The organism is Microtetraspora sp. NBRC 16547 (genome assembly GCF_030268965.1).
GTDB lineage: Bacteria > Actinomycetota > Actinomycetes > Streptosporangiales > Streptosporangiaceae > Microtetraspora.
The window spans coordinates 1-23,553 of record NZ_BSSE01000045.1 but is presented as its reverse complement, the minus strand read 5'-3'; the positions used below and the strand labels follow the sequence as shown (position 1 = coordinate 23,553).

At 65.9% G+C, this 23,553-nt stretch carries 26 protein-coding genes; 15 read left to right on the top strand and 11 right to left on the bottom strand.

Annotated elements, in window-relative coordinates; all coding sequences use genetic code 11:
* Positions 1-87 precede the first annotated feature (87 nt).
* The 3 genes from QSK17_RS34170 (at position 88) to QSK17_RS34160 (ending at position 1,602) form a co-directional block, all read left to right on the top strand.
* On the top strand, positions 88-603 hold the full coding sequence (locus QSK17_RS34170; RefSeq protein ID WP_285710473.1) for a GNAT family N-acetyltransferase: 516 nt from the start codon (positions 88-90) through the stop codon (positions 601-603).
* A gap of 169 nt (positions 604-772) precedes the next feature.
* Positions 773-1,357, top strand: coding sequence for a hypothetical protein (locus QSK17_RS34165; RefSeq protein WP_285710472.1), 585 nt, complete (start codon positions 773-775; stop codon positions 1,355-1,357).
* 32 nt (positions 1,358-1,389) lie between these two features.
* Entirely contained in the window at positions 1,390-1,602 is a 213-nt protein-coding gene (locus QSK17_RS34160) for a hypothetical protein (RefSeq protein WP_285710470.1), read from the top strand.
* 23 nt (positions 1,603-1,625) lie between these two features.
* On the opposite strand, the gene QSK17_RS34155 is transcribed toward QSK17_RS34160, so the two are convergent.
* The 3 genes from QSK17_RS34155 to QSK17_RS34145 form a co-directional block, all read right to left on the bottom strand.
* Positions 1,626-2,072: a cytidine deaminase gene (locus QSK17_RS34155; RefSeq protein ID WP_285710468.1), complete on the bottom strand. Its 447-nt coding sequence runs from the start codon at positions 2,070-2,072 to the stop codon at positions 1,626-1,628.
* Between the two features lie 192 nt (positions 2,073-2,264).
* A complete protein-coding gene (locus QSK17_RS34150) occupies positions 2,265-2,879 on the bottom strand; it encodes a hypothetical protein (protein WP_285710465.1) in 615 nt (204 codons plus the stop codon).
* A 215-nt stretch (positions 2,880-3,094) separates the two neighbouring features.
* The gene (locus tag QSK17_RS34145; RefSeq protein ID WP_285710463.1) at positions 3,095-3,961 is read right to left on the bottom strand and encodes a DUF72 domain-containing protein; all 867 of its coding nucleotides are present in this window, start codon (positions 3,959-3,961) and stop codon (positions 3,095-3,097) included.
* 265 nt (positions 3,962-4,226) lie between these two features.
* Here QSK17_RS34145 and kstD point away from each other — a divergent pair, with 265 nt between their 5' ends.
* The 3 genes from kstD to QSK17_RS34130 all read left to right on the top strand — a co-directional run bounded on the left by kstD (position 4,227) and on the right by QSK17_RS34130 (position 7,258).
* Complete coding sequence (kstD, locus tag QSK17_RS34140) at positions 4,227-5,999, top strand: 3-oxosteroid 1-dehydrogenase (protein WP_285710461.1); 1,773 nt, start codon at positions 4,227-4,229, stop codon at positions 5,997-5,999.
* Between the two features lie 115 nt (positions 6,000-6,114).
* On the top strand, positions 6,115-6,561 hold the full coding sequence (locus QSK17_RS34135; RefSeq protein ID WP_285710459.1) for a cytidine/deoxycytidylate deaminase family protein: 447 nt from the start codon (positions 6,115-6,117) through the stop codon (positions 6,559-6,561).
* Positions 6,515-7,258 (top strand): putative DNA-mimic protein, encoded by a 744-nt coding sequence (locus QSK17_RS34130; protein ID WP_502889342.1) that lies wholly within the window; start codon positions 6,515-6,517, stop codon positions 7,256-7,258. Before QSK17_RS34135 ends, QSK17_RS34130 begins: the two co-directional genes overlap by 47 nt.
* A gap of 148 nt (positions 7,259-7,406) precedes the next feature.
* Here the strand turns inward: QSK17_RS34130 and QSK17_RS34125 are convergent, their stop codons facing one another.
* The 3 genes from QSK17_RS34125 to QSK17_RS34115 all read right to left on the bottom strand — a co-directional run bounded on the left by QSK17_RS34125 (position 7,407) and on the right by QSK17_RS34115 (position 10,295).
* On the bottom strand, positions 7,407-7,658 hold the full coding sequence (locus QSK17_RS34125) for a hypothetical protein (protein WP_285710455.1): 252 nt from the start codon (positions 7,656-7,658) through the stop codon (positions 7,407-7,409).
* Positions 7,659-7,840: 182 nt separating this feature from the next.
* Entirely contained in the window at positions 7,841-8,686 is an 846-nt protein-coding gene (locus tag QSK17_RS34120; protein ID WP_285710452.1) for a trypsin-like serine protease, read from the bottom strand.
* A gap of 703 nt (positions 8,687-9,389) precedes the next feature.
* Positions 9,390-10,295, bottom strand: coding sequence for a LysR family transcriptional regulator (locus tag QSK17_RS34115; RefSeq protein ID WP_285710450.1), 906 nt, complete (start codon positions 10,293-10,295; stop codon positions 9,390-9,392).
* 224 nt (positions 10,296-10,519) lie between these two features.
* On the opposite strand from QSK17_RS34115, the gene QSK17_RS34110 reads away from it, so the two are divergent.
* Both QSK17_RS34110 and QSK17_RS34105 read left to right on the top strand, forming a co-directional pair.
* Positions 10,520-10,882 (top strand): DUF1801 domain-containing protein, encoded by a 363-nt coding sequence (locus QSK17_RS34110; RefSeq protein ID WP_285710447.1) that lies wholly within the window; start codon positions 10,520-10,522, stop codon positions 10,880-10,882.
* The gene (locus tag QSK17_RS34105; protein ID WP_352231894.1) at positions 10,882-11,241 is read left to right on the top strand and encodes a VOC family protein; all 360 of its coding nucleotides are present in this window, start codon (positions 10,882-10,884) and stop codon (positions 11,239-11,241) included. The genes QSK17_RS34110 and QSK17_RS34105 overlap by 1 nt, the downstream gene beginning before the upstream one ends.
* 17 nt (positions 11,242-11,258) lie before the next feature.
* Here QSK17_RS34105 and QSK17_RS34100 read toward each other — a convergent pair whose 3' ends face one another.
* Positions 11,259-12,665, bottom strand: a complete 1,407-nt coding sequence (locus QSK17_RS34100) for an IS1380 family transposase (protein ID WP_285710444.1) — start codon at positions 12,663-12,665, stop codon at positions 11,259-11,261.
* 124 nt (positions 12,666-12,789) lie between these two features.
* Between QSK17_RS34100 and QSK17_RS34095 the strand changes: the two genes are divergently transcribed.
* The 4 genes from QSK17_RS34095 to QSK17_RS34080 all read left to right on the top strand — a co-directional run bounded on the left by QSK17_RS34095 (position 12,790) and on the right by QSK17_RS34080 (position 16,779).
* Positions 12,790-13,038, top strand: a complete 249-nt coding sequence (locus QSK17_RS34095) for a VOC family protein (protein WP_285710441.1) — start codon at positions 12,790-12,792, stop codon at positions 13,036-13,038.
* 342 nt (positions 13,039-13,380) lie between these two features.
* On the top strand, positions 13,381-14,199 hold the full coding sequence (locus tag QSK17_RS34090; protein WP_285710438.1) for an SDR family oxidoreductase: 819 nt from the start codon (positions 13,381-13,383) through the stop codon (positions 14,197-14,199).
* A gap of 317 nt (positions 14,200-14,516) precedes the next feature.
* Positions 14,517-15,743 carry a hypothetical protein gene (locus tag QSK17_RS34085; RefSeq protein WP_285710435.1) on the top strand — a complete coding sequence of 409 codons (1,227 nt, stop codon included), beginning with the start codon at positions 14,517-14,519 and terminating at the stop codon, positions 15,741-15,743.
* A gap of 457 nt (positions 15,744-16,200) precedes the next feature.
* Complete coding sequence (locus tag QSK17_RS34080; RefSeq protein ID WP_285710433.1) at positions 16,201-16,779, top strand: hypothetical protein; 579 nt, start codon at positions 16,201-16,203, stop codon at positions 16,777-16,779.
* A gap of 61 nt (positions 16,780-16,840) precedes the next feature.
* Here the strand turns inward: QSK17_RS34080 and QSK17_RS34075 are convergent, their stop codons facing one another.
* From QSK17_RS34075 to QSK17_RS34065, 3 genes are all read right to left on the bottom strand, one after another.
* Positions 16,841-17,761 (bottom strand): RNA polymerase sigma-70 factor, encoded by a 921-nt coding sequence (locus QSK17_RS34075; RefSeq protein WP_285710431.1) that lies wholly within the window; start codon positions 17,759-17,761, stop codon positions 16,841-16,843.
* Positions 17,758-18,990 (bottom strand): NAD(P)/FAD-dependent oxidoreductase, encoded by a 1,233-nt coding sequence (locus tag QSK17_RS34070; protein ID WP_285710429.1) that lies wholly within the window; start codon positions 18,988-18,990, stop codon positions 17,758-17,760. The genes QSK17_RS34075 and QSK17_RS34070 overlap by 4 nt, the downstream gene beginning before the upstream one ends.
* A gap of 476 nt (positions 18,991-19,466) precedes the next feature.
* Complete coding sequence (locus QSK17_RS34065; protein WP_285710427.1) at positions 19,467-19,901, bottom strand: DUF3592 domain-containing protein; 435 nt, start codon at positions 19,899-19,901, stop codon at positions 19,467-19,469.
* A 349-nt stretch (positions 19,902-20,250) separates the two neighbouring features.
* Between QSK17_RS34065 and QSK17_RS34060 the strand changes: the two genes are divergently transcribed.
* Positions 20,251-20,904 carry a putative DNA-mimic protein gene (locus QSK17_RS34060; protein WP_502889341.1) on the top strand — a complete coding sequence of 218 codons (654 nt, stop codon included), beginning with the start codon at positions 20,251-20,253 and terminating at the stop codon, positions 20,902-20,904.
* 382 nt (positions 20,905-21,286) lie between these two features.
* On the opposite strand, the gene QSK17_RS34055 is transcribed toward QSK17_RS34060, so the two are convergent.
* Positions 21,287-22,171, bottom strand: a complete 885-nt coding sequence (locus QSK17_RS34055; RefSeq protein WP_285710422.1) for an SMP-30/gluconolactonase/LRE family protein — start codon at positions 22,169-22,171, stop codon at positions 21,287-21,289.
* A gap of 30 nt (positions 22,172-22,201) precedes the next feature.
* Here QSK17_RS34055 and QSK17_RS34050 point away from each other — a divergent pair, with 30 nt between their 5' ends.
* Together QSK17_RS34050 and QSK17_RS34045 are read left to right on the top strand one after the other, a co-directional pair.
* Positions 22,202-22,654: an Lrp/AsnC family transcriptional regulator gene (locus QSK17_RS34050; protein WP_285710420.1), complete on the top strand. Its 453-nt coding sequence runs from the start codon at positions 22,202-22,204 to the stop codon at positions 22,652-22,654.
* Positions 22,655-22,917: 263 nt separating this feature from the next.
* A complete protein-coding gene (locus QSK17_RS34045) occupies positions 22,918-23,292 on the top strand; it encodes a hypothetical protein (protein ID WP_285710417.1) in 375 nt (124 codons plus the stop codon).
* Positions 23,293-23,553 lie beyond the last annotated feature (261 nt).

The following is a 23,553-nucleotide window of genomic DNA, read 5'->3' as shown; positions in this document are numbered from 1 at the left end:
GATGCGCGACGGCCGTACGTTCCGGGGAGCCTGCGGACCGCTGAACCTGATCGAGATGATGGCCGAGTTCGAGAGGTTCGCGACGACATGACCACCATCGCCGCCGAGACGATCCGTACCGATCGGTTGCTGCTCCTGCCGCTTCGCGTCGAGCACGCCGAGGAGATGGCGGCGGTGCTGTCCGATCCGGACCTGCACACTTTCATCAGCGGGACACCGGCCGGGCCGGAGGCGCTGCGTTCCCGCTACGAACGGATGGTCGCCGGCTCGCCCGATCCCGCCGAGGCGTGGTGCAACTGGGTCATCCGGCTCGACGAGCAGGAGTGCCTGACGGGCTACGTCCAGGCGACCATCGGCCCCTCCGACGACGGCCTCGTCGCCGAGATCGCGTGGGTGGTGGGAACGCCCTGGCAGCGCAGGGGCATCGCCACCGAGGCGGCCCGGGGACTCGTCGCCTGGCTCGCCGGGAAGCCAGTGCGGAGCATCATCGCCCACATCCATCCGGACCATCACGCGTCCGCCGCCGTCGCCACCGCCGCCGGGCTCACGCCGACCGACCAGTGGCATGACGGCGAAATCCGGTGGCACCTGAGCCTCGGGTGACGACTCCAGTTCGTCGCACGATCTGACTCGTCTCGCCGCGACATCGCCGACACGGGGGAACGCCTCTCCCTCGCGAGGGGGAGTGCCGGGATCACTCTGCTCGGCGATTACTTCCGAGCCGGAGAAATCCAGGATTGGGACATCACCCCACCACTGAGGAGTCTCCCGGATGAACCCCCGTATCGCGTTCGTCGCAGCACCGCTACTCGTCCTGGCATACGGAGTGATCCGGATTCTGGACGGACTGGACGGTGTCCGCGGTCCCGGCCTCGCCTGGACTTCCGGCCATCTCGCCTTCATCGCGGCCCTGGCCCTGTCCGTCCCCGTCTTCTGGCACATGCGCCGTCTGGCGGGACGGGGCACCCTGTCGACCGTGAGCACCGTGATCGGGTTCGTCGGAACACTTGCACTCTTCGCGCAGTTCGTCATCGACATCGTGGTCAGCTTCATGGCCACTGACCGCGACGGCATGGACGCCATTTTCACCCAGGTCCAGGCCGTCCCCGGCGTCTCCTTCGCGGTCTACGACGGATTGCCGATCCTCTTCTACGTCGGGCAGCTCGCGCTCATCGTGCAGCTCACCGTCCAGCGTCACGTCAAGATCTGGGTCCCGTTCGTGTACCTGCTCAACATCGTCATGCCGCTCGTGGACAAGGACCTCATCCCGGTCGGGGCGGTCTTCCTGCTCGTGTCCTTCATCCCGCTCATCGGCCAGGTCTCCCGTACCGCTGAGCCCGTCCCTGCAGCGGCCTGACGAACCACCGGGAGGATCCACAGGTGCGGCGGATGGCCGTCGATGACGACCATCTCGTCGGCGTATCCGTCGAGGTCATCGGCGGCGAACCATTCCTCTTCAGGACGGATTTGGTTGAAGCGGGACGGAACGTGCCGTTCGCCTCACCGGCAGCCGTCAGGCACCGGACGGGCGGTCGATCGATCGGGAAAGGGTCGCGTGAGTTCGTGGACGATGCCGGACAGGACGAACACCTTGAGCAGTGATCACGGTCGCATCCCGGCCGAGGTCATTCATAGTGGAGTTCGGGCGTAGGCCAGTTGCCGTCATCCGTGAAGTCCGACCCCCAGTAGAAGGGGTTGACCTCCCGGAGAGTACGGGCTCTCCATCCTGCGGGGTCGGTGTGATCGTGTACGCCGACCTGGACGTCAGGCCCCCACAGCGCCAGGCGCTCCTGGCAGATGCCACACGGAGCGAGAACGACCACCCCGTCGCGTCCGGGGATCCGGCAGACGCACACCGACGCGGTGATCCTCCGGTTCAGTGTGTACGCCTGGCAGATGGCGCCGGTCTCGTGGCAGAGAGTCACCCCGGCGTTCAGGTTGTCCAAAGCGACGCTGGTGAGGATCTCCCCGTCGTCCAGATAGACGGCCGCCGCACCGCCGTACTCGCGGCCAGGCCATCGGCGGTCCATCTGGGCGATCGCTGCGTCGACAAGCTTCTGATCAAGGTTCACCTTCGAAAGCCTGACATAGCGCTCGTTCACGCGTCACAACGGCGACGCGCAATCTGGGATTTCCGCCGCGAGACGACCATCACGCCCCCCAACAACAACGCGCTAAAGATCGAGATCCGTGATCGGTCGCGCTGCGACGCCGTACCTTGTGTCTGGTGTGCCGAGCACCTTCCTCTGGCCAGCAAGCCGGGGTCAGCTCCAGGTGGCGTGCGTGAGCACATCCGACAGCTTCGGGGTGTTCCATACGTCCACCACCAGGATCTTCGACGCGGGGAGGAACCACTCCTGCTGGGTGAAGCTCGCCGTCCGCTTGCCGCCGTTGTTCGTCACGCACTGGTTGGGCCAGACGGTGTACTTCGCCTTGTGGCCGCGTCCGACCTGGCGCAGACCTGTCGAGGTGGGCTTCTCGCCGGGGTACCAGCCGGTCTTGGCGTTGAACGGGCAGGACACGACTCCGCTGAAGGGATAGAACTGCGCCTTGCCCGTGTAAGTAAGGGAACCGCCTCCGACCGGGAGGTTGGTGAACGCCTTCGGACCGAACACCCAGAACCCCTGACAATTCGGGGCGAAGGGCTCCGGCTTATCGCACTTTCCGGTCACCACCACGACTCCGTCTCCGTCGCGGTGCACCTTCCAGCCGGCGGGGATCTGCAGGTTCATGCCCCGGAAGGAGAAGGTGGTGGTTACCGCAGCCGACGAGTACGAGGAGACCTCGGCCCCAGAGAACCCCGATGCGGCCGAGGCCGCGGTGGGAGCGGCGAGTACGGCAGCGGCCAGGACGGCGAGGACGAAAGATCGTTTTGTCATGCCGAGAAGCTACCGACCTCCACTTGCCGATCTCTAGGCTTTCACTTGCAGCACGGTGTCACTGGCGGAATGGCGCACGAATGCCGCCGACTGCACCCTGTTGACGGCTCTTTGCGGCCCGCGAATGGCCCGGCGTGAGCAGCCCGGCCACCCGGGTCGGCCCGCCCGCGTCGCCTCGTCACAACCTTCCGTTCCCTGAAGGCTCCGATGCGCGGTCAGAAAAGGGTCAGCGGCTCGGTCGGCATGGGCTCGGTCGGCATGGGCTCGGGCAGCGGCTCGATCTCGGGCAGCCGCGCCCGCACGTCGTCGTGAAAACGACGGGCGAGCACCAGCGCGTCGGCGTTGTCGGGGGTATGGATGAACACGGTCGGCGAGCGGCCTTCGCGCAACCATTCGGTGACCGTACCGATCCAGTGCTGCCAGCCCTCGATCGTGCGCGCTGTGGCGTCCCGGCCGAGGTAGCGAACGATCGGGCGGTCGGTGAGAGCGGACGACCGGCGCGGAACCCGCGGTTTCTTCGTCCACGCGTCTCGTTCGGCGTCGCTGGTCGGAGGGCTCTGGAAGAGGACGGTGGTGTCGAACGGGATCCACTCGGCATCAGCGCGGGCGAGGACGCCTTCGAGAAGCCGCTCGGATCGCGCGTCATCGAAGAACGCGCGATGACGGACTTCGACGGCGTATCTGTGTGAGCGGGGGAGCCGATGAAGAAAGGCCGCCAGGGTGCCGAGGTCCGTCGGCGCGAATGATCCCGGCAGTTGGATCCAGAAGGCGTGGACCCGCGGCCCGAGCGGCTCGATCGTGTCCAGGAACGATCGGAGCTCCTCGTCGACACCGTTGAGGCGGCGCTCATGCGTGATCGACTTGGGCAGCTTGACCACGAAGCGGAAGTCGGTGGCAGTCTGCCGTGCCCACGACTCCACCGTGCTCCTCGCCGGTGTCGCGTAGAACGTCGTGTTGCCCTCCACCGCGTTGCACCAGGTCGCATAGGACCGCAGGCGTTCCGCAGGAGGGAGCGGATGCGGCAGAAAGCGCCCCTGCCAGGGCGCATGGGTCCACATCGCACATCCCACATGAAGCCGCATGGCCATGACGCTATCCAAGGTCGGCACGGGACAAGACCGAGCATGCTGGGGCCCCTCCCTGCCGGCGCGACATCGCCTCTATCCGGCGGAACGGGTTCCATTCGCACATGGTGGCAGAGGCCGAGAGGCAGTGCCGTCCGCCGTTGACAGCTATACCAACCAAGCGCATGATTGGTTCACTGTTACTGGCGTAGATCATGTTTCACATGCAGGTACCTGAACGCGAGGTGCCGTCAAGGCCGTGGTCTTAGCGAAGGGTCTTCGAATGCCTGCTCACAGTTCTCATCCGACCCGCCGGCAGGTTCTGCGCGGTGCCGCCGCGGCCGGGGTCGGGATCGCGTTCGGCTCAAAGGTTCTCGGCAGTGTCGCCGCCCATGCGGACACCACTGACGCACCGGAGTACGACGTCGTGGTGGTCGGGGCCGGGGCAGCCGGGATGACCGCCGCGCTGGTGGCGGCGAAGCGTGGGCTGAACACGCTCGTGGTCGAGAAAGCGGCCAAGTTCGGCGGCTCAGCGGCCCGGTCAGGTGCGGGGATCTGGATCCCGAACAACCACGTCATTCTCGACGCGCGCGTACCGGACACCCCGGCCAAGGCCGCCGCCTATCTCGCGGCGGTCGTCGGGACCGAGGTACCCGCGGAACGGCAGGCGGCCTTTCTCGACAACGGCCCCGTCATGATCTCTTTCGTCACGCAGAACAGCCCGCTGCGCTTCCGCTATATGGAGGGCTACTCCGACTACTATCCCGAACGGCCCGGCGGGATCGCGGCCGGCCGATCGATCGAGCCGGACATGTTCGACGGAAACCTCCTCGGTTCGGAACTGGCCAACCTGAACCCCGCGTACATCCCGGTTCCGAACGGCCAGGTGGTCTTCAGCGCCGACTACAAGTGGCTCAACATCGCCCTGGTCAACGCCAAGGGCGCGGCCATCGCACTCGAAACCTACAGTCGCTGGACAAAGGCCTGCGCACAGGGCAAGAAGCCGCTCACCATGGGCCAATCCCTGGCCGGAGCACTGCGGGCCGGACTACTGCAGGCCGGCGTGCCGGTCTGGCTCAACACCCCGCTCGTCGATCTGCGCGTCGACGGGGGCCGCGTCACCGGTGTGCTGGTGACCCGCGACGGCACGCAGACACTGATCAAGGCCAAGTACGGGGTCGTGGTCGCCTCGGGTGGCTTCGAGCACAACGCCGGGATGCGCAACCACTATCAACAGCAGCCCATCGGCACCGATTGGACCGTCGGCGCGTCCTCCAACACCGGCGACGGCATCACGGCCGGTCTCGCCGCCGGCGCCGAGGTCGCGCTGATGGACGACTCCTGGTGGGGGCCGGTGATCCCGCTGCCCGAAGAGCCGTACTTCTGCCTGGCCGAGCGCACCCTTCCGGGCAGCATCATCGTCAACCAGCAGGGCGTACGCTTCGTGAACGAAGCCGCGCCGTACAGCGACGTGGTCCATGTCATGTACGAGAAGAACGCCGCGGCGCCGGACATCCCCGCCTGGATGATCGTCGACCAGAACTACCGGAACCGCTACCTTTTCAAGGATGTCGCGCCGACCCTGCCGTTCCCGGACTCGTGGTACAGCAACGGGGCCCTCGTCAGGTCGAGCACGATCGCGGGTCTGGCGGCCAAGATAGGCGTCCCCGCCAATGCTCTGCAGAGCACGATCAGCCGCTTCAACGGCTTCGCCGTGACCGGCAAGGACCACGACTTCAAGCGTGGCGACAGTGCCTACGATCACTACTACACCGACCCGGCGATCATTCCCAACTCCTGCCTCGCCCCGCTGTGGCTGCCGCCGTTCTACGCCTTCAAGATCGTCCCTGGTGATCTCGGCACGAAGGGCGGAATGGTCACCGATAGCAAGGCCCGGGTGCTCTCTCCGGGCGGTGCGGTCATCCCCGGTCTCTATGCGGCCGGCAATGCCAGCGCCGCCGTCATGGGCCACAGCTACGCCGGCGCCGGCTCCACCATCGGCCCCGCCATGACGTTCGGCTACGTCGCCGCCAACCACATCGCCGACAACCGCTGAGCACGGGCGGTCACGCGGCTCCACCAAGGCTCGGGGAAATCGAATCGCCTTCGCCGACACTCAGCGGAATACTCCTCGAACGTCGAGTCTCATTCGTTTTGGGAGGCAGCGCCCGATGCCGGTATTCCGCTGTGTCGATCTGACCGCCGATGATATGGAGCTGATCGAGTACGCCCGTCAGATTGTGGATCTGCACGGCGAAGGATTGGTCCACAGCATGGGCGCCGCCGTCCGCGATCAGGCGGGCCGGATGCACGGTGGCATCAACCTCTTCCATTTCACCGGCGGTCCGTGTGCCGAGTTGGTGACGCTCGGGAATGCCCGCGCTCAGGGAGCACGGGAGCTGACGACGATCGTCGCCGTGGGAGACGAGGGGCGCGGTCCGGTGGGTCCGTGTGGCCGCTGCCGGCAGATCCTGCTGGATTACCATCCGCGTATCCGGGTCCTGTTGCCGACCGCGAGCGGCGTCAAGAGCGTACGGATCACCGACCTGATGCCTCTGGCGGCGCGGTGGGATGCGGCGGAAGGCGCGCAACCTTTCGACGCCGGCGTCTTCGAGTAGGCGCGCTCTGGCCGCTTCACACGGACAAGCTACGTTCTACCGCATGGGTCTTTGCATATCTGTGGGAATCGAGTCGTGGGTGGGCGATGAAGAAGGCATCGCGTACTACCGCGCGGAGATGAACAGGCTGAGTGCGGCCCTGATGCAGGAGGGGGTGACATGGCGTCACCCGGAGGAACCGGCCTGGCGCGGGCCGGAGAGCACGCCGCCGTTCATGCGCAGCCATGCGGCTTCGTTCTCCTACGGGTACCTGCACTATCTGCGCAGAGTTTTCGCCCTCATGAGGAGGGAGGAGCCGGTGACGCCGATCTCCAGTCAGGAAGAACTCTCCCGGGACGACTACAAGGTCAAAGACGAGACCCTCGATCTCTACTCACACCTGCTCTGCCACTCCGACTGCGACGGCTACTACGTTCCGGTCGACTTCTACGACCCGCTCTTCCTGCCTGACGACGCAGGGATCTCGGGGGGCGGGATGGTCGGGTCAAGTCACCGTCTTCTGGCGGAGTTGCGCGAGTGCGCTCCGGTGATCGGCATCCAGATCGAGGAGGACGGGTCCCTGTCCGATGCCGAAGCCTCCCGAGTGTTCACACTGCCGGAGGACGCACCGTTCGAGGTCGAATCCGTGGTGTGGCTCGCACTGCATGAGGCGTGCCGGGCCAGCATCGCGACTGGCTGCGCGGTCAATTTCCACTAGGGAGTCTCTGACAAATGCTGCCCGTCGCGAGCGCGGATCCAGATGGATGCATCGCGAGGCGGAGAGCGATGTCCGATGGCCTTGGAGATGGACGCCGGGCTGACCTGAAGGCGCTGGACGAGTTCGGCGGCGGTGAGGCTGCAGCGCCCTACCAGTCGTGCCGTCGGAAGATACAGGTCATACGCAGATAAGCGACAGTGACGGCGGTCTCGGACGTGTGGGCGAGTATCCAACCCTCGCGCTCTACCGCCTCGATCAGCCCTGCGAGATCCCACGCCGGGTAGGTGGTCTGGCTGAGCTCCGTCTTGGTGCTGACCACGAAAACCGCTCGCCCCTCTTGGCGTGCGAGGCGGGCGGCCTCGATCGTCTCCGCGATGTCTCGTTCGTTCTTGGATGCCACCAGCGATCCGTCTCCTTCGTCCTGGCCAGCGTATGACAGTCACCGTAGGCAAAACGTCCCTCTTTCCAGAGGAGTTCCACCAGGCACGCGACCGCCAATCTTCGCAGAGCACGCAATGGGCGGGCCCGTCCCCCGCCTGTACGCGAACAGGCGGGGGCGGCATGCCGTAGGGGAGAGAGCGGTCAGGCGAAGGTGGCGAGCCACTTCTCGACGACCGGAATCTCGATGCGCTGGTAGCCGCCGATGTAGCGGCAGTTTTCCGTAAGGCCGTAGCTGGTCACGGCGACGACGTAGTTGTTGAGGAACACCGGGCCGCCCGAGTCGCCGAAGCAGGTGCCGCCGGTGCCGCGGGTGTCATTGGGGTTGCCGTTGGCCTGCAGAATCTGGTCCGTCAGCTTCTGACCCGGCGAGGTCGCGAAGCGACGCAGCAACGGGTAACTCATCGGCTGCGGCTTCTGCGGGCCGCTGTCCGGCTTACGCACCTCGGTGCCGTAGCCGACGAAGGTGAAAAGCGTCTTGTTGAGCAACGGCTGCTTGTACTGGTCGAGGTACCGGCCGGAGGCGGTCTTAGCCGGGGTGATCCCTGAGACCGGGCTGTCAAGGACGACCACGCCGACGTCGTTCCAGTTGTTCCGGTCGGTGAAGTCGGAGTAGTCGGGGTGGGTGTGAGCCGTACCGGAGAGATATCCGGCCTTGGCGAGTTCCTGAGCGGTGTATCCCTTGCTCGGGTCCGCCGCGGCGGGGAACGGGGACGGCGGGTTCTCGGCGATGACCGACGTGAAGGTCACAAGAGTCTTGCCGAGGGTGCCCTGGGTGCAGTGCGCCGCGGTGAGCAGCACAGTGGGCGAGATGAGGGTGGCCGAGCAGCGGAACCTTCCGTCCGGCTGGTAGAAGAGGATCAGGCCGACATTGGGGTGCCGGTTGCCGTCGGGCTCTCCACCAGTGACGGCCGATGCGGGCACTGTCAGGGACAGCATGGCGACGACCGCGACGATGGCCGCGACTACGGCGCGCCGAATAGTTCGCATTAGGAGCGAATCCTTCCTGGGTCTTCGAAGTCAGCCGGGGAGTCTCCATGGCCTGGCCGTTGGGTAGGCCCGTGAAGTCTCTGACCTCGATGTCCGCGATGGGCATCAAAAACCGGCTTGCTACGCGGAAGTCGGACACTCCCCGACAAGCTCGAAGACCCTCCTGTCTGTTCTGGAAGCTTTTTTCCATGACGCCCCATAAGGTGTCAATACTTGCGCCTGGGGGTGGACAGGAGAAAATTGTGTGAGCACCACCGATACTCCTTCGAATCGGTCACATCGCGCTCACGCTCCGCATTGGTTCAGCGTCTCGTTACGTCACGTATTCGACTGGTGCCATCAACGCAGCCCGCATCTCCGAGGCCGGACTGGAAGGCAATGACCGGGCCCAGGACTTCTATCGAGCAGGGTTGGAGTAAGGACGGCTGCAAAGTCGAGGACCGGAGTGACGGTTTCCTCATCACCAAGGTCCGCTACCGTCGCCGGCTCCCCGCCTGACCGACCTTCAGGCTCTCCTTCGCCTGGGGTCCCGTCAGTGAGCAAGCAAGCAGCGCGACACAACGGGGATCAACCGCGCATCCCGGTGAGTCAGGGGGAGAAACGAACCCTTCACATCCGTCAAGCTCGGGTTCGTGATCGTCCATCCGGATGGCTCCCAAAGGCCCGGGCGGGTCGCCTGCCTGCGGGAGCAGGTGGCAACCGATCACGATGCATGCGGCGCTACGGTCCCACGGTTGGCGTCCGTCGCGGCCCGCACGAACTCGCGCACCCGCTCGGTCGTGTTGGTTTCCAGCCAGACCAGTCCTCGTTCGATCGGGGGCGCGTCGCGGATCGGCACGTACGCGATGTCCGGGCGGGGGTAATACCGCCGGCTGTACTCGCCGACCGGGAGGACACCCTTGCCCATCGCGACGAGGGACAACATCTCGGAGATCGTGTTGCCTGCCGGTCCTTTCGGAACGGGCCTACCCGACGGGGTGCGGTCGGGTGTGCGATCGCGCTTGAACTCCGCTGACGTGACCGACGGGTACTGCACCACGGGGTATTCGGCGAGGACTTCGAGCGACACCGACTCCTTGCGGGCCAGTGGGTGCTCAGTGGCCACTGCCAGGAGGCGGCTCTCCCACATCAAGGCCGGTCCGCAGGCCATGCCGTCGAAAGGATACGAGGCGATGAGGATGTCGATCGAGCCGTCAAGCAGGCTCGATCGCGAGTTGAACAGCTGCACCTCGTGAACGTCGACCTCACAGTCGGGGTGGCGTTCGGTGAACAGGCCGACGGCCTTGAGCAGCACCGGCGCGGTCCACTCGCCCAGGAACGCCACCCGCAGTTGTCCGGTGACACCGCGGCCGGCGTCCACGGCCCTACGAATCGCCTCCTCCATCTGGACTGACAATGGCGCCAGGTCATCGGCCAGCTGCCGCCCGATCGGGGTGAGACGGACGACGCGGCTGGTGCGCTCGAACAGCGGAGCCCCGATGCGGCGCTCCAGCTTCTTGATCACATGGCTGATCCGTCCGGTCGTAACCCGCAGGCGCTCGGCAGTACGGCCGAAGTGCAGCTCCTCGGCGAGCGTCAAGAAGGTCTCGATCTCGTGCCGTTCGAGCATGAGGCTCTCCGTCGTTGAATGTGAGTAAACGATCATAGCCTCATCGTGGCTTGGTAGCCGCCGCCGCCAGGCGCATCGTATGGAGCGTCATCCGATCACAGGGGAAGTCCCCTGGACCGGCCTCGACCCACGACATACGGAGCTACCCGCATGCTCAGCACCACCGAGCCTCGCAAGATCGTCGCCGGTCTGTTCATTTCTCTCGACGGCGCGACAGGAACCTCATGAGCACAACGAACATCACCGACTACCTGACCGGTCTCGACGACACGCTGCGAGAGATCGGCGAGAAACTCCGTCCCGTCATCGACGCGGCCCTGCCCGGCGTCAGCGGCGCGATGTGGCACGGCCACCCGACCTGGAGCCTCGGCGACAAACCGGGGGCGAATCCCATCTGCCTGCTCAAGGCGTACCGGTCGTACATCACCTTCGGGTTGTGGCGCGGGCAGGAACTCACCGACTCGTCCGGACGCCTCACCGCGGGCGCCCGCCGGATGGCCTCGGTGAAGCTCTGTACCATCGACGACATCGACCCGGCCCTGTTCACCGACTGGCTGCGTCAGGCCCACGACCTGGAACTGAGGTGATGACCATGCGCGTGAAAGCCTTCGATCACCTGGTGCTGAACGTCCGGGACGTCGAGCGCGCGCTCGGGTTCTACTGCGGGCTCCTCGGCCTGGAGCCGGTGCGCGTCGCCGAATGGCGCGCCGGCGATGCCCCGTTTCCCTCAGCCTGGATCCACCGCGTGATTTCTTGTGATCGATTCCTGGTCCAATTCGGCCGCGAGGGCCGTTTCACCAGGCGAAGCGCTGTTTCTGGGCATGAGAGAGCCGCTGCGCGCGGGTCGCAGCCTGTCCACATGTCCACAGGGCTCGGGGGTGGGAGGTTCGTGCGCTTGAGGGCACGGGCGCGGGTGACCGTGGGGTCGTGGTGGTGCGGGCAGTGACCGAGGGTTCGGGCTGGTCAGGCCGCTCGGGCGGGCGGCGGGTCATGAACGGCGTCAAAGACGTTCATCCACGCTTGCTGCCAGCGCCAATGCTGCGGCAGGTGGAGGGTGATGTGACCGCGTCCGTGCCGGGCCAGGCGGGCTGGGACGGCGATCAACCGGCGGCGGAGTGTGGCACCGCGAGCCTTGGCGTGGACGGGACCGGCCAGGCAGCCGGTGGCGCGTAACAGGTTGTGGGTGATCGCCGCGCAGGTCAGCCACGCGGCGTTCGCGGCGAAGTCACCCGAGGGCAGGTGCGCGAGCGGGCCGCAGGACAGGTCGGCGAAGACCTGCTCGACGATCGCGTGGTCACGATGCTGTTCTTCGGCCTGAACCAGATGGAACGGGCTGTCGGTGAACACCGCGTGATGCCGATACACGCTGAACAACTCGTCCTGACCGCTCGAGGCCTGGGGGTTGAGCCGCTTGACCCGGCGCACGATCAGCCGGGCCGTGACCGCCTGGCCCTTCTTCGACGCGAAGGCCGTGTATCGAGTCTCGGCGATCTCGGCGTCGGACACCCAGCAGCCGGCCTGCTCATCCCAGATCGCGTCCGGGTACTCGATTGCCTGCCAGGCGCCCTGGTCGATGGCGGCGATCGCGGCCTTGATCTTGGGGTCCATCTTCGCGGTGATGGAGAAGTGTGCGCCCGCGCGGCGGCAGGCGGCTATGACCGCGCCGGTGTAGAACGCCGAGTCGCCGCGCACGAGGAGGATGCCGGTGGCGCCCGCCGCCCGCGCGGTGCTGATCGACTCGGCCATGAACGATTCCGCGCCACGGGCTGAGTTCGCTTTCCCGCCGCGTAGCCGGGTGCCGGTGATGACTGGCGCGGCCAGCGGTGTCGACAGGGTCGAGGCCAGCACGTTCAACCCGCGCACCAGCACACTCTTCCCCTGGATCTTGGTGTGGCCGAACCCGCTGCCCTGCTTGGCGTATCCGTAGGTCCGTTTCTGCATCGAGTCCAGGTCGAGGAAGGCGAGCACATTCGCGCTGGGCAGCAGCGGCGTGTGCGCGACCAGCCGGGCCAGCAGCATCCGGGAGACCTTCTCGATCTGGCGGACGTTCCCCCACTTCAGGCAGCGCAGGAACGAGCCGAGCGTGGACGGGGCGCGGATACCGGCCAGCAGTTTGTCCATGCCGCCGTGCCGCAACGCGTCCAGATCGGCGATGCTGTCGGCGCCGGCGGCCATCCCGGCCACGATCGAGCTGATTTTCGCTGCCGCGTTGACCCCGAGCTGGTCGGCGATTGCGACGTGCTCGTCGACGAGTCCGCCCAGGTCGCAGCGCTCGGCCAACCGCATCACCGGCTCCAGCCCGGCGTAGGCGATCACGTGCTCGTCATCGAAGCTCGCATGAGTCCTGGCGGCGGCATGAAACAATCGCACGTACGAGGTGTCCTTCGGCTGCGGATCTTGGAAGCGTAGAGAACTCCCATCATCCCAGCTCGCAGGGCACCTCCTCTCATTTCACAGCAATCAAGTCAGAATCGGCTCGGTGCATCCAGGCTCAGTGAGAGTCACACCGGAAACCATCATCGACCTGGTCCGCCGCCCTCGGGGCGAGTCGAACATCGACCATATCTGCTTGGTTGTGGAACCGCTGGATTGGCAAGAGGTCATCGAATCGGGCGTCTTCACCCTCCTCGAAGGTCCGGTGGGCCGGTTCGGCGCGCGCGGCGAGGCAACCTCGATCTATGTGCAGGACCCGGACGGCAACACCGTCGAACTGCGCTGGTACCCCCAGGACGCCGAAGGGTAAAAGACGGGCCAGGCACGGGAGATCGAGCAGACCGTAGAAACGATCAAGGCCCGGGTCGGGAAGCCGTCCCCGACCTGGGCCTTTGTGCTTCGCACGGATGACGGGAATCGAACCCGAGCTGTCAGCTTGGGAAGTGCATGGATCATCGCTCGCAGGGCGGCTGAGCTGGGCTTCGGGACGATCGCGAGTAACCGCGGTCACCCCTCGTACCCCTGGTTAATGGCCCGTTAACGGCCGGCTGGCATCGCCGGTCATGGCGTCACAGAAGTGGCGCGGAAGCATGGGTTTGCGGCAGCGGGCGACCGGGGCTCTGGGCTGATCGATCCACTACGGTCACCGCCCATGAGAATCCTCATCGTGGGCGGCAGCGGCTTTCTCGGCAACGAACTCGTGCAGCAGTCTGCAATGGATGGCCATGTCGTGGCTGCGACCTATCTGACTCGGCCGGGAACGGCAGCGGGAGTCAACTGGCTGCCGCTTGATGTTCGTGACCGTACGGCCGTGGTCGACCTGATCGGCGCGTTCAGCCCTGACATCGTCATCAACGCGGCCTTCCGCCAATCGGACTGGGTGACGACGGCCGTTGGTGCCGCTCACGTGGCCATCGCAACCGCCGAGAATGGCGGACGTTTGGTGCACGTGTCCAGCGATGCTGTCTTTTCAGGTGAGGCGATTACCTATGCCGAGGACTGTGTCCCCGATCCGGTCACTCCGTACGGAGCTGCGAAGGCGGCCGCAGAGGCGGCTGTGCAGGTGATCAATCCCGCGGCCGTGATCGCACGGACGTCTCTGATCATCGGTGACGGCGGCTCTCCACATGAAGGCTCGGTGCACTCGCTGGCCGCAGGCGGCATGCACGGGATGTTGTTCACGGATGACGTGCGCTGCCCAGTGCATGTCTGTGATCTGGCAGCAGCCCTCTTGGAGCTCGCGAACTCTGATCGCGCGGGGATCCATCACATAGCCGGGGCAGATGCGGTAAGTCGATATGAGCTTGGGTGTCTTATCGCGCAGCGTGATGGATTCGATCCAGCGCTGCTGCCGTTTGGCCGGCGTGCCGACACCGACTTGCCTGGGCCGATCGATGTGCGGTTGGACTGCGGTCTGACTCGGCGGCATCTGGGGACGAGGTTGCGCGGTGCGCGGGAGTTCGTGAAATAGCTTGCGATGGCCATTACTGCCTCGTCGAGGTGGTGAGAGGAAGGCGACGCCGGACAGGCCGCCTACCATGACCTCATCTGGGCTTGCGTATGAGTGGAGCCTAGGAGATTCGAATTCCTGACATCCTGCTTGCAAATCGTCCTGATCTTCAGGCATTACAGCCTCGGCCTGGGCAAGGGGCCGACCGCGAGTGACCGTGACTGCCCCCTGTTGACCGCCCTTAATGGCCCGCTAATGGCTCGGTGATCACCAGCAGCCGTACTAACTAGATAGTCTCCTCAAACCGTGACATAACGTTCATGCGGCGGCGGGGGACGATGGCGGCGGTCACGCTCGCGCTGATCTCAGCAGGATGCGCGGCAGGCGTGGGCGATCCGGCGAGCAAGCCCACCAAGGCTGTTGCGCCCGTGCTATCGCCCGCTGGCAAGAGTGCGGGGGAGAAGATCGTCGTCTCCCGGAAGGACTGCCCCGAGCCGGCTCGCACTGCTGACGAATTCAAGGCGGCCTCTGTCCGGTCGAGCTGGAAGCTACTCTCCGTAACCGATGAGGAGCAGGACGCCGTCTTCTCTTACTACGGCTTCTTTGGCGGCGCTATGGCCTCAGACGGGGCGTTGTGGGCGCTGTACGACGCAGGGGAGCACGCCGGGACACCGGTGCGATGGAAAGACGGCCGCTGGGAGCGGGTAGCGATGCCGCCCGGAGTGAAGACGGTCAAGGCCCTGGCGACAGGTCCCGACGGCAAGATCTGGGCGGTCGAGCCGAAGGAAGGGACATGGAAGGGGGGCGTGCGCGAGGGCGACGGGTGGCAGGAGCTGACGCTGACCGTGCCGGGCGGCGGGAAGGAGGATCGCCCTGTCACCGCGCACGACGGCTGGGTGAGCTCCGGCGCCACCGCTGTCCGCTGGGACGGTACGAGCTGGGAACGGCTGGACCTGCCCCCCGGCATCCGGTATGGCGGGATGATCGCCGAGTACCGGCTGTTCGGCCCGCGCGAGGAAACCTGGGCCGTGCCCGAAGATGAATCCAAGGTCGTGCGGGTGCGTAATGGCGTGTCGCAAATGGTGGAGTTCGGTCTGGAGATCGACGCGAAGGAGGCCGCCCATGGAGGCGGCGGCTTCGATCCACAGGCCGTCGTGGTCCTCGGCAAGGACGAGACATGGGTGCTCGGGGCGGCGACGTTCGGCGCTCACTACGTGGACGTAGACGAGGACACCGATGCCGGACGGATGGTGGCGCTGCGCTACGCGCAGGGGAAATGGACCTGCATGTGGGGTCCCTTCCACCGGGAGAACTTCAACGATAACTTCGTGGAGGCAGTGCCGGATGGGAACGGCGGGTTCTGGGCGGTGACGTCCCGCTATCTCGGCACCGATTCGACGCTCTGGCACTTCAGCAGCGGGCGCTGGACCAGGGAGCGCCTGCCTGCTGACGAAGGTGCGGAGCAGAACGTCACAGACCTGGTGGCCAATGGCCACGAGATCTACGCGCTGGGTTCGATCTTCTCGAGAGGGAGCTTCCGCGGGGCGCTCTGGCGCGTCAGTTAGCGTCCCGGGAATCCCGGCCATGCAGGTGAACCTGCCCGGATGGAGGAGCTCGCGGCGGCAGGCAGTGGACCGTCGGCATCCCGACATCAGCCAGCGCCTCGGAAAGATTCGGTCCGCAAGTTCGATCGCAAGTTCGGCGCGCCTCGCCCACCAGCACGACAATCCACCTGTTGTCCAGTTCTGGGACGTGATGGCGGTGATGTGACACTAGAAGGCCGATGATGCCTCTGATTCCGGAGTTGATCGTTCGCAACGCCACTTCCACCAGGCGCTTCACTACCTTGTGGGGCGGACTCCGCCCACAAGACCGCCCGCGCCTTCGATCCGGCGATCACGATCCATCACGGGGGTCTGCGGATAAAGACTCAAGGACCAATAAGTCCTGATCGCCACCGTCTATCCGGGAACGAGGTAACTCCCTATGCGTGCTCGCACTCGCGTCGCTTTGCCGACTGCAATGACCGCGATCATGGCCATCGCCGGCTGCGCGAGTGGGGGCCCGCAGCTGTCAATCGGGGGGAATCTGCAAACCGGCGAGACCGGCGAGACCGGCGCTGCCGGCGTCACCCTTCCCAATACCATCGCCCACCAGCCCTACTCGCTGGGTGGCTGGGTCATGTGCCTGGACCGGCCCGGTGCTGTGCGCATCGAGAAAGCCGAACTGATCCACCCGGACGGCGACATCCGCCTGGCGGCCTTCTCCTCTCGCCTCCAAAGCGCCGACCACCCGATGCTGGGCAACGCCAACGAGCCGCTGACCTCGCTCGGTTTCCCCGCGCAGAGCCCGGCCGTCACCAGGACGTGTTCCAGGCCCGGCGAAGACCCGGGTCAAGGGTGGCCCCGCACGGAACTCGGCCTGCAGTACACCAAGGACAGCGATGCCACCGCTCGCGCGGAAGGTATCCGCCTCATCTACATCTCCGCAGGTGAGCGGCGAACCGTCGATTTCTTTCTCAGCGTCGAACTGTGTGCACCCAACGACGTCACCACGCCCAACTGCAAGGAGATGTACGAAAAGCTGAACGCCTCCCGCTGATGCCGTGCGTTCGGAGGACACAGGCCGGCCAGCGGTACCGAGGGTGGGTCCCGCGCAGATCTCAGGGCATGCCGACGTCGCGAGTGGTTCTGTCGGTAATGGCCTGGAGTTTGTCGGGGTTGGCGACGTTGTGGATGGCGGTGATGCGGCCGTCAGCGTCGAAGTCGAAGGTGACAGTGGCGATCACGCGGCCCGAGCCGCTGAACACCATGCCGGGGCCGCCGTTGATCTCGACCAGTTCGGCATTCATGTCGGCAGGCTCGACGCCCTGGTAGGTGACCTTGCCGATGGCTGCGAACCAGGCGGCCACCGTTTGTGCGCCCACGACTGGACGCAGGGCCTGGCGGACCTTGCCGCCGCCGTCGGTCCACAGTGTGACGTCCGGGGACAGCAGTTCCATAAGGGTGTTGATGTCACCTCCGGTCGCGGCGGCAAGGAACCGCCCGGTGACGTCGCGCTGCCGCGACCGGTCCACGGTGAAGCGTGGCCGCCGGGCCCGCACGTGCTCGCGAGCGCGGTGCGCCGCCTGGCGCACCGCGGCCTCAGAACGCTCCACCGCCTCCGCGATTTCGGCATGGCTGAAGTCGAAGACCTCCCTCAGCACGAACACCGCGCGCTCGAGCGGGCTCAGCGTTTCCAGCACCACCAGCATCGCCATCGATACCGACTCGGCGTTCGTGAGGTCGTCGGCGGTGTCGCCACTGGTGAGAATGGGCTCCGGAAGCCACGGCCCCACATATGTCTCGCGCTGGTGCCGGGTCGACCGCAGCCGTTCCAGCGCCAGATTCGACACGATCCGCGCCAGATATGCCTTGGGGTCGGCCACCTGCGAGCGGCCGGTGGCCGACCATTTGATCCAGGCGTCCTGAACCGCATCCTCGGCGTCTGCCACGGTGCCGAGAATGCGGTAGGCCACTGAGAACAGCAGGTTGCGATGCTGGTTGAACACCTGCTGGTCGTGCTCCGGGGACGGGTGCGTCACCGCACCCCCCGGATACGGGTGAAGCGGCCGCCGTGGGGCCAGAACGCGCCCGAGGCGGGCATCTTCTTCATGCGGCCGTAGGTCGGCCACGGCGAAGCAGTCACCGTCTCCTTATACCGTGCCGCCGTGCGGCCGGTTAGATACACCCGTCGAGGGCTGTCGTCAGGGTGGGTGAACTGAACGACCGCGTCATGCCGTCCCAGGCTCACCGGCGTGTGGTAGTAGCCGAAGCGGAACGGCTTGGGCTGTTTGCCGTTCAGCGCGCGGACGATCGACACCGCGGCATGCACACCGGTCGGCATGCCGCCCTGGCAGGTGCCGTGCATGACGCCGTAGCCTTGGCGGATCGCGGCCGCATCACCCACGGCGTACACCTCCGGGTGCGAGACCGACCGCAGCGCGGCGTCGGTGACGATGCGGCCGCGCTCGTCGACGGTCAGACCCGCGACGGCCGCCAGCGGCGATACCCGCGTACCGCTCGTCCACAGGACGACATCGGCGGCAATGGTCTCACCACCCGCCAGCTCGACCGAATCGGGCAGCACCTTCACCACTTCGATCCCGCTGCGCACGCGGATATCCAGGCGCTCGAGCGCGGCCTGCAGATACGCCTTGGCCTTGGGGTTCATGGCTGCACCGGGTTCCTGCCGGCCCAGAAGCACGACGTTCAGCTCCGGGTGCTGCTCGGCGATCTCCGCGGCCGACTCGATGCCGGTCAACCCGCTGCCACCGACCACGACTGTGCCGCGGCCGAGCCGAGCCAGCCGGTCGGCCAGCAACTCGGCGTCCTGGGCGCTGTTGAGTGTGTACGCGTGGTCCTCAACGCCCGGCACCGCCTCCGTGTCGGCCATGCCGCCCAGGCCGTACACCAGTGTGTCGTAGTGCAGCACCTGGTTGTCGTCGATCCGCACGATCTTCGCGTTCGCATCCACAGCCGTCACCCAGCCGCGCACAAACTCCGCACCCGTGCCCTCAAGCAGCTCCGGGATGCTCATCTCGGCGAGTTGCTGTCCGGTCGCGGTCATGTGCAGCCGGAGCCGCTCGGTGAACCGCTCCTGGGCATTCACCAGCGTTACCTGCACGTCCTTGCGCCGCTTGACCCGAGCCGCGAGCTGGATCGCTGTGGACATGCCCGCGTACCCCGCCCCCAGAATCAGAACGCGGTGCGTGGCCGCCATGCCGTGCTGTGTGCTCATCGTCTGCGCCTTTCTCGTCGTGCTGACGACCACGAGATGCAAGCTGCCTGCCTGTACGTGACATGAGATCGATGTGACACGCGCCACAGTCGGCTTGAGGGCGCCCTACACGAATCCGACCGGGCCGCCAGCACCCTTGCGGCGATGGTCTGTCGGCGCGGCCCCAACGAGCGGCAGGTGGCGGAACGGCTCGACAGCCTCGCCAGAGAGCAGCTCAACAAGGCATCGGGCACGCACCTTCTGATCCGTAGGTCCCCAAACGATCTCCAAGGTCGTCCGGGATCGTTCGCGGCGCCGGTGCAGTCGTCCCTCCGTTCAGGTTCGTTCGACTCAGTCCATGATCGTCCGTTCGAGTGGCTCCCAAGGTGGCTCCCACTGGAATCCGGGACGCCTGACGCGCGCACTTGCATGATCGATACGCTGATCTATATGGGCGACGGGAAAAGATCACACCGCCTCGCTGCGCCGACCACCACTCGGCGCCGCCCGCGGGAGACCCCACAGGACCCTTAGTGCCCCCTGAAAAGGCCCCAGTGCAGGGCCAGGCTGTACAAGGGCACGAACGACAGGATCCCCAACGGCACGCAGAACAGGAGCCGTACGTACACCGGCCCCCACGTGTCGGGGCCCGCGATGGTGGCCCGCTTGCGCGGGCGCGCGGGGTCGTAGCAGACCCGGACCGATGCGCCTTCCTCGTACCCGAAGGCGCCCGGCCGGTCCTTGAACTCGACCAACTCGCCGTCGGGGGTGCGGAAGGCGAAGGTGAACTCAGGGTGGCTGTAGCTCCTGCCGTCTCGGCGGTACGCGCGCCGCGCGCACCATCCCTGGGTCCGCTCACCACGCAACACCAGCCGGATCACAACCAGCGCCCGGCTGACGCTCAGCACGCAGCCCGTCAGGCAGGCCAGGCCGAAGACCAGGAAGACGCCTTCGAGCGCCGTCACACTGCCACCCCTGCTTCTTCTCCGTGCCCATCAGCGCGATGTTCTGGACGATATCCGAGACGTCCTGGTTGGAGGGGCTACCCTCCCTGGAGTTTCACCACCCTTCGGCCCCGTGGACTCGAGGATGGGAGAAGGAGCGGATGCCCCCGGCGGCATAGCCGATCTCGTCGACGTGAACCGCCTCCGGACGGTTCACCCGCCTCTGGATGCCCTCACCAGCCAGATCACGATCTACGGCTGGAGTACTAGAAGATCTTGATCCACAGGTATTGACTACTGCTCCCGCCCGCCGAAGGCGGACTCAGGGCGGTTCACGTACGGCTCGCATGGGAGAGCTACCTTCTACCGCATGGGTCTTGGCATATCTGTAGCAATCGAGTCGTGGGCGAGCGACGAAGAAGGCATCACGCACTACCGCGCGGAGATGGACAGGCTGAGTGCGGCCCTGATGCAGGAGGGGGTGACATGGCGTCAGCCGGAGGAACCGGTCTGGCGCGGGCCGGAGAGCACGCCGCCCTTCATGCGCAGCCATGTGGATTCGTTCCCCTACGGGTACCTGCACTATCTGCGCAGAGTTTTCGCCCTCGTGAAGAGGGAGGAGCCGGTGACGCCGATCTCCAGCCAGGAAGAACTCTCCCGGGACGACTACAAGGTCAAAGACGAGACCCTTGATCTCTACTCGCATCTGCTCTGCCACTCCGACTGCGACGGCTACTACGTTCCGGTCGACTTCTGCGACCCGCTCTTCCTGCCTGACGACGCAGGGATCTCGGGGGGCGGGATGGTCGGGTCAAGTCACCGTCTTCTGGCGGAGTTGCGCGAGTGCGCTCCGGTGATCGGCATCCAGCTCGAGAAGGACGGATCCCTGTCCGATGCCGAAGCCTCCCGAGTGTTCACACTGCCGGAGGACGCACCGTTCACGATCGAATCCGTGGTGTGGCTCGCCCTGCATGAGACGTGCCGGGCCAGCATCGCCACTGGCTGCGCGGTGATTTTCCACTAGGGGCGGTTCGCAGTCCGCCGCGGTGACGGCGTCCCACGACGGAGATCACCCGGAGCCTGATGGGGAGGAGAGAGGGGAGATCCGCAGAGACGGCAAGGCCAGATCTTCGCACCTTCGTGGACTGCTCCAGAGCGATTCCAGGAGGATGCTCTGTGCTTCGGCACTCCTTGAGCGGCGCGGTTCACCTCGCTGCCTCAGTTCACTGCCGAGCGGGCGCGATGCTTGTTAAAGATCAATGCCCAGGCGGAGGAAGCCATCCCTCACCTGGGCCTGGTTTGGGCCTCCAGTCCCTCTCGGGGCCACCTGCCCTGATCTGTCGCCGTGCGTTTCTTCCCGGATCAAGCACCCCGCGCTGGATTGAAGAAGCTCCGCGAGCGGTGGTTCACCTGGCCCCGGCGAAGGTCACCCGGATCGAGTACAGGTCGCCGCCCGAGCCCGTGATGAACAGGTTGTTGCGCTTGGGGCCGCCGAAGGTGAGGTTCGAGGCCGACTCGGGGAGGCGGAGGCGGGCGATCAGGGTGCCGTCGGGGGCGTAGCAGTGGAGGCCCTCCATGGCCGCCGCCCACACCCGGCCGTAGCAGTCGAGGCGGATCCCGTCGAACCAGGCCTCGGCGAAGACCTTGCCGCCCACCAGAGTCCCCTCCGCGGTCACTTCGAACACCCTCAGGTGCCGCTTGCGGGTGTCCACGATGTACAGCAGCGACTCGTCCGGCGAGAAGGCCAGGCCGTTCGGCCGGACGAAGTCGTCGGCCACGATCGACAGCTCGCCGGAGGCGGGGTCGAGGCGGTAGACGTGGTCGCCGCCGATCTCGCTCTCGGCCGGGCTGCCCTCGTAGTAGCCGGTGATGCCGTAGCGCGGGTCGGTGAACCAGATCGTGCCGTCCGAGCGGACCACCACATCGTTGGGGCTGTTGAGGCGCTTGCCCTGGTAGTTGTCGGCGAGGACGGTGACGGTGCCGTCGTGCTCGGTCCTGGTGACCCGCCTGGCGCCCTGTTCGCAGGTGATCAGCCGGCCCTCGAGGTCGATGGTGTTGCCATTGGCGTTGCCCGACGGGGTGCGGAAGACGCCGACGGCGCCGGTGGTCTCGTCCCAGCGCAGCAGCCGGTCGTTGGGGATGTCGCTCCAGACCAGGTAGCGCCCCGCGGGGAAGTAGACGGGCCCCTCGGTCTTGCGGCTGCCGCTGTGGAGCACCTCCACGTAGTTGTCGCCGCCGTCGTAGCCGAAACGCTCGTCGAGCACCTCAAATTCGGCCCGGAATCGTTCCATGACTGAACCTCCTTCGGTAATATTTGCATTATGCCAAACGGGGTTCAGTTGGACGACATTGATCGCGCGCTCGTGACCGAGCTGCAGCGCGACGCCGCGCAGTCCTACGCGGCGCTGGGGCGGGCGGTCGAGCTTTCGGTCGGGGCGGTGCACGAGCGGGTGCGCAAGCTGCGCGAGCGCGGGGTCATCCGGGCGACCACGGTCGAGGTGGATCCCGTAGCGCTGGACCGGCCGGTGCTGGCGTACGTGATGGTCGGCGCCGACGCGTGGATGGGGGAGTCTGGGGGCGCCTTCGCGGGGATCCCGGAGATCATGGAGGCGCACGTGATCGCGGGGGAGGCGTCGGTGCTCGTCAAGGTGCGTACGGCGACCACCGAGCAGCTCCAGGACGTGCTGCGGCGGATCTACGGCATCCAGGGAGTGACGGGCACCCAGGCGATCGTCGTCCTGGAGACCTTCTTCGAACGCCCGGTGCGCCCCTGACCGACGATCCGCAGCTGGCCGAGGTGGAGCCTGCGGATCCCTCCTGCCATCGCCCCAGACAGAATTGGGTTGATCAGCGGTGATGCATGGGCATTCTCTGTGATTAATGGCACGCTAATGGCACAACGATCAAACGCCTGGCCTGCTCTTTCCCATGCGCATCGCGCATCTACCCCAGCCACCTACGACCTCAGTCTGTGAGCCGCGATCATCCCGGCGCCGGAGTGCCCCCGCCGGAGGCTTATCTTTCGTACGATCGATAAGTGCATGATCAAGAAACGGGCAGGATCTCAGTTCGCCGGCGGATCGTGCCCGCTGTCGCGCTCGTGGTCATAGACGGCTTCCTTCTGCGGCTGGCAGAGTGGGTCATACAGCGGACCAAGAACCGAGGGGTTCTGTGCGATGGGGCCAGCGTCTGGTGCTGGGGTGGTGATCCGACTCCTGCGGAGTGGCTGGGGGAAATGAACTTTGTTTCCACCGTTGCCTCTACCTCCTACGGAGTTGTGGCCTCGGTTCTGGTGGTGAGTATCGCTGTGACGTGGTGGCGTCGCCGCCGAGACCTCGCCTTGGTGCAGTTCTTGGCTCTCTTAGTGGTTGCCTTTTTCGCCGACACTTTTGAGCCATACACGCCGGTGTGACGTAGGAGCGGAGCGGCCGGCGCAGTCCGAAGGACCCCATAGGGGCCGCGTAGCGGTTGGGCCGGTGGTCGAAGCGGCCATGAGCGACGGCGTGGCCCACGGACGGCGAGTGCTGTGGCGTGCGGCGCGGCGTTGGCCCAGATCTTTCACGATCATGATCAAGCCTTCCTGGGGTCGTGTTGATCAGGGTGCTGGGTGCAGAGTTCCGGGTTCGGGCATGCAGAAGGCCCGGTGGTCGCCGGGTTAGGCCCTCGGTCTCCC

Excerpts from the sequence above, each read along its gene's own strand:
- QSK17_RS34165 (WP_285710472.1), top strand. The coding sequence starts at position 773 with ATGAACCCCCGTATCGCGTTCGTCGCAGCACCGCTACTCGTCCTGGCA.
- QSK17_RS34105 (WP_352231894.1), top strand. The coding sequence starts at position 10,882 with ATGACCATGCGCGTGAAAGCCTTCGATCACCTGGTGCTGAACGTCCGG.
- QSK17_RS34050 (WP_285710420.1), top strand. The coding sequence starts at position 22,202 with ATGCCAAACGGGGTTCAGTTGGACGACATTGATCGCGCGCTCGTGACC.
- QSK17_RS34085 (WP_285710435.1), top strand. The coding sequence starts at position 14,517 with ATGGCGGCGGTCACGCTCGCGCTGATCTCAGCAGGATGCGCGGCAGGC.
- kstD (WP_285710461.1), top strand. The coding sequence starts at position 4,227 with ATGCCTGCTCACAGTTCTCATCCGACCCGCCGGCAGGTTCTGCGCGGT.
- QSK17_RS34170 (WP_285710473.1), top strand. The coding sequence starts at position 88 with ATGACCACCATCGCCGCCGAGACGATCCGTACCGATCGGTTGCTGCTC.
- QSK17_RS34060 (WP_502889341.1), top strand. The coding sequence starts at position 20,251 with ATGGGTCTTGGCATATCTGTAGCAATCGAGTCGTGGGCGAGCGACGAA.
- QSK17_RS34055 (WP_285710422.1), bottom strand. The coding sequence starts at position 22,171 with ATGGAACGATTCCGGGCCGAATTTGAGGTGCTCGACGAGCGTTTCGGC.
- QSK17_RS34120 (WP_285710452.1), bottom strand. The coding sequence starts at position 8,686 with ATGCGAACTATTCGGCGCGCCGTAGTCGCGGCCATCGTCGCGGTCGTC.
- QSK17_RS34150 (WP_285710465.1), bottom strand. The coding sequence starts at position 2,879 with ATGACAAAACGATCTTTCGTCCTCGCCGTCCTGGCCGCTGCCGTACTC.
- QSK17_RS34110 (WP_285710447.1), top strand. The coding sequence starts at position 10,520 with ATGAGCACAACGAACATCACCGACTACCTGACCGGTCTCGACGACACG.
- QSK17_RS34115 (WP_285710450.1), bottom strand. The coding sequence starts at position 10,295 with ATGCTCGAACGGCACGAGATCGAGACCTTCTTGACGCTCGCCGAGGAG.
- QSK17_RS34135 (WP_285710459.1), top strand. The coding sequence starts at position 6,115 with ATGCCGGTATTCCGCTGTGTCGATCTGACCGCCGATGATATGGAGCTG.
- QSK17_RS34090 (WP_285710438.1), top strand. The coding sequence starts at position 13,381 with ATGAGAATCCTCATCGTGGGCGGCAGCGGCTTTCTCGGCAACGAACTC.
- QSK17_RS34130 (WP_502889342.1), top strand. The coding sequence starts at position 6,515 with ATGCGGCGGAAGGCGCGCAACCTTTCGACGCCGGCGTCTTCGAGTAGG.
- QSK17_RS34160 (WP_285710470.1), top strand. The coding sequence starts at position 1,390 with ATGGCCGTCGATGACGACCATCTCGTCGGCGTATCCGTCGAGGTCATC.
- QSK17_RS34080 (WP_285710433.1), top strand. The coding sequence starts at position 16,201 with ATGACCGCGATCATGGCCATCGCCGGCTGCGCGAGTGGGGGCCCGCAG.
- QSK17_RS34145 (WP_285710463.1), bottom strand. The coding sequence starts at position 3,961 with ATGCGGCTTCATGTGGGATGTGCGATGTGGACCCATGCGCCCTGGCAG.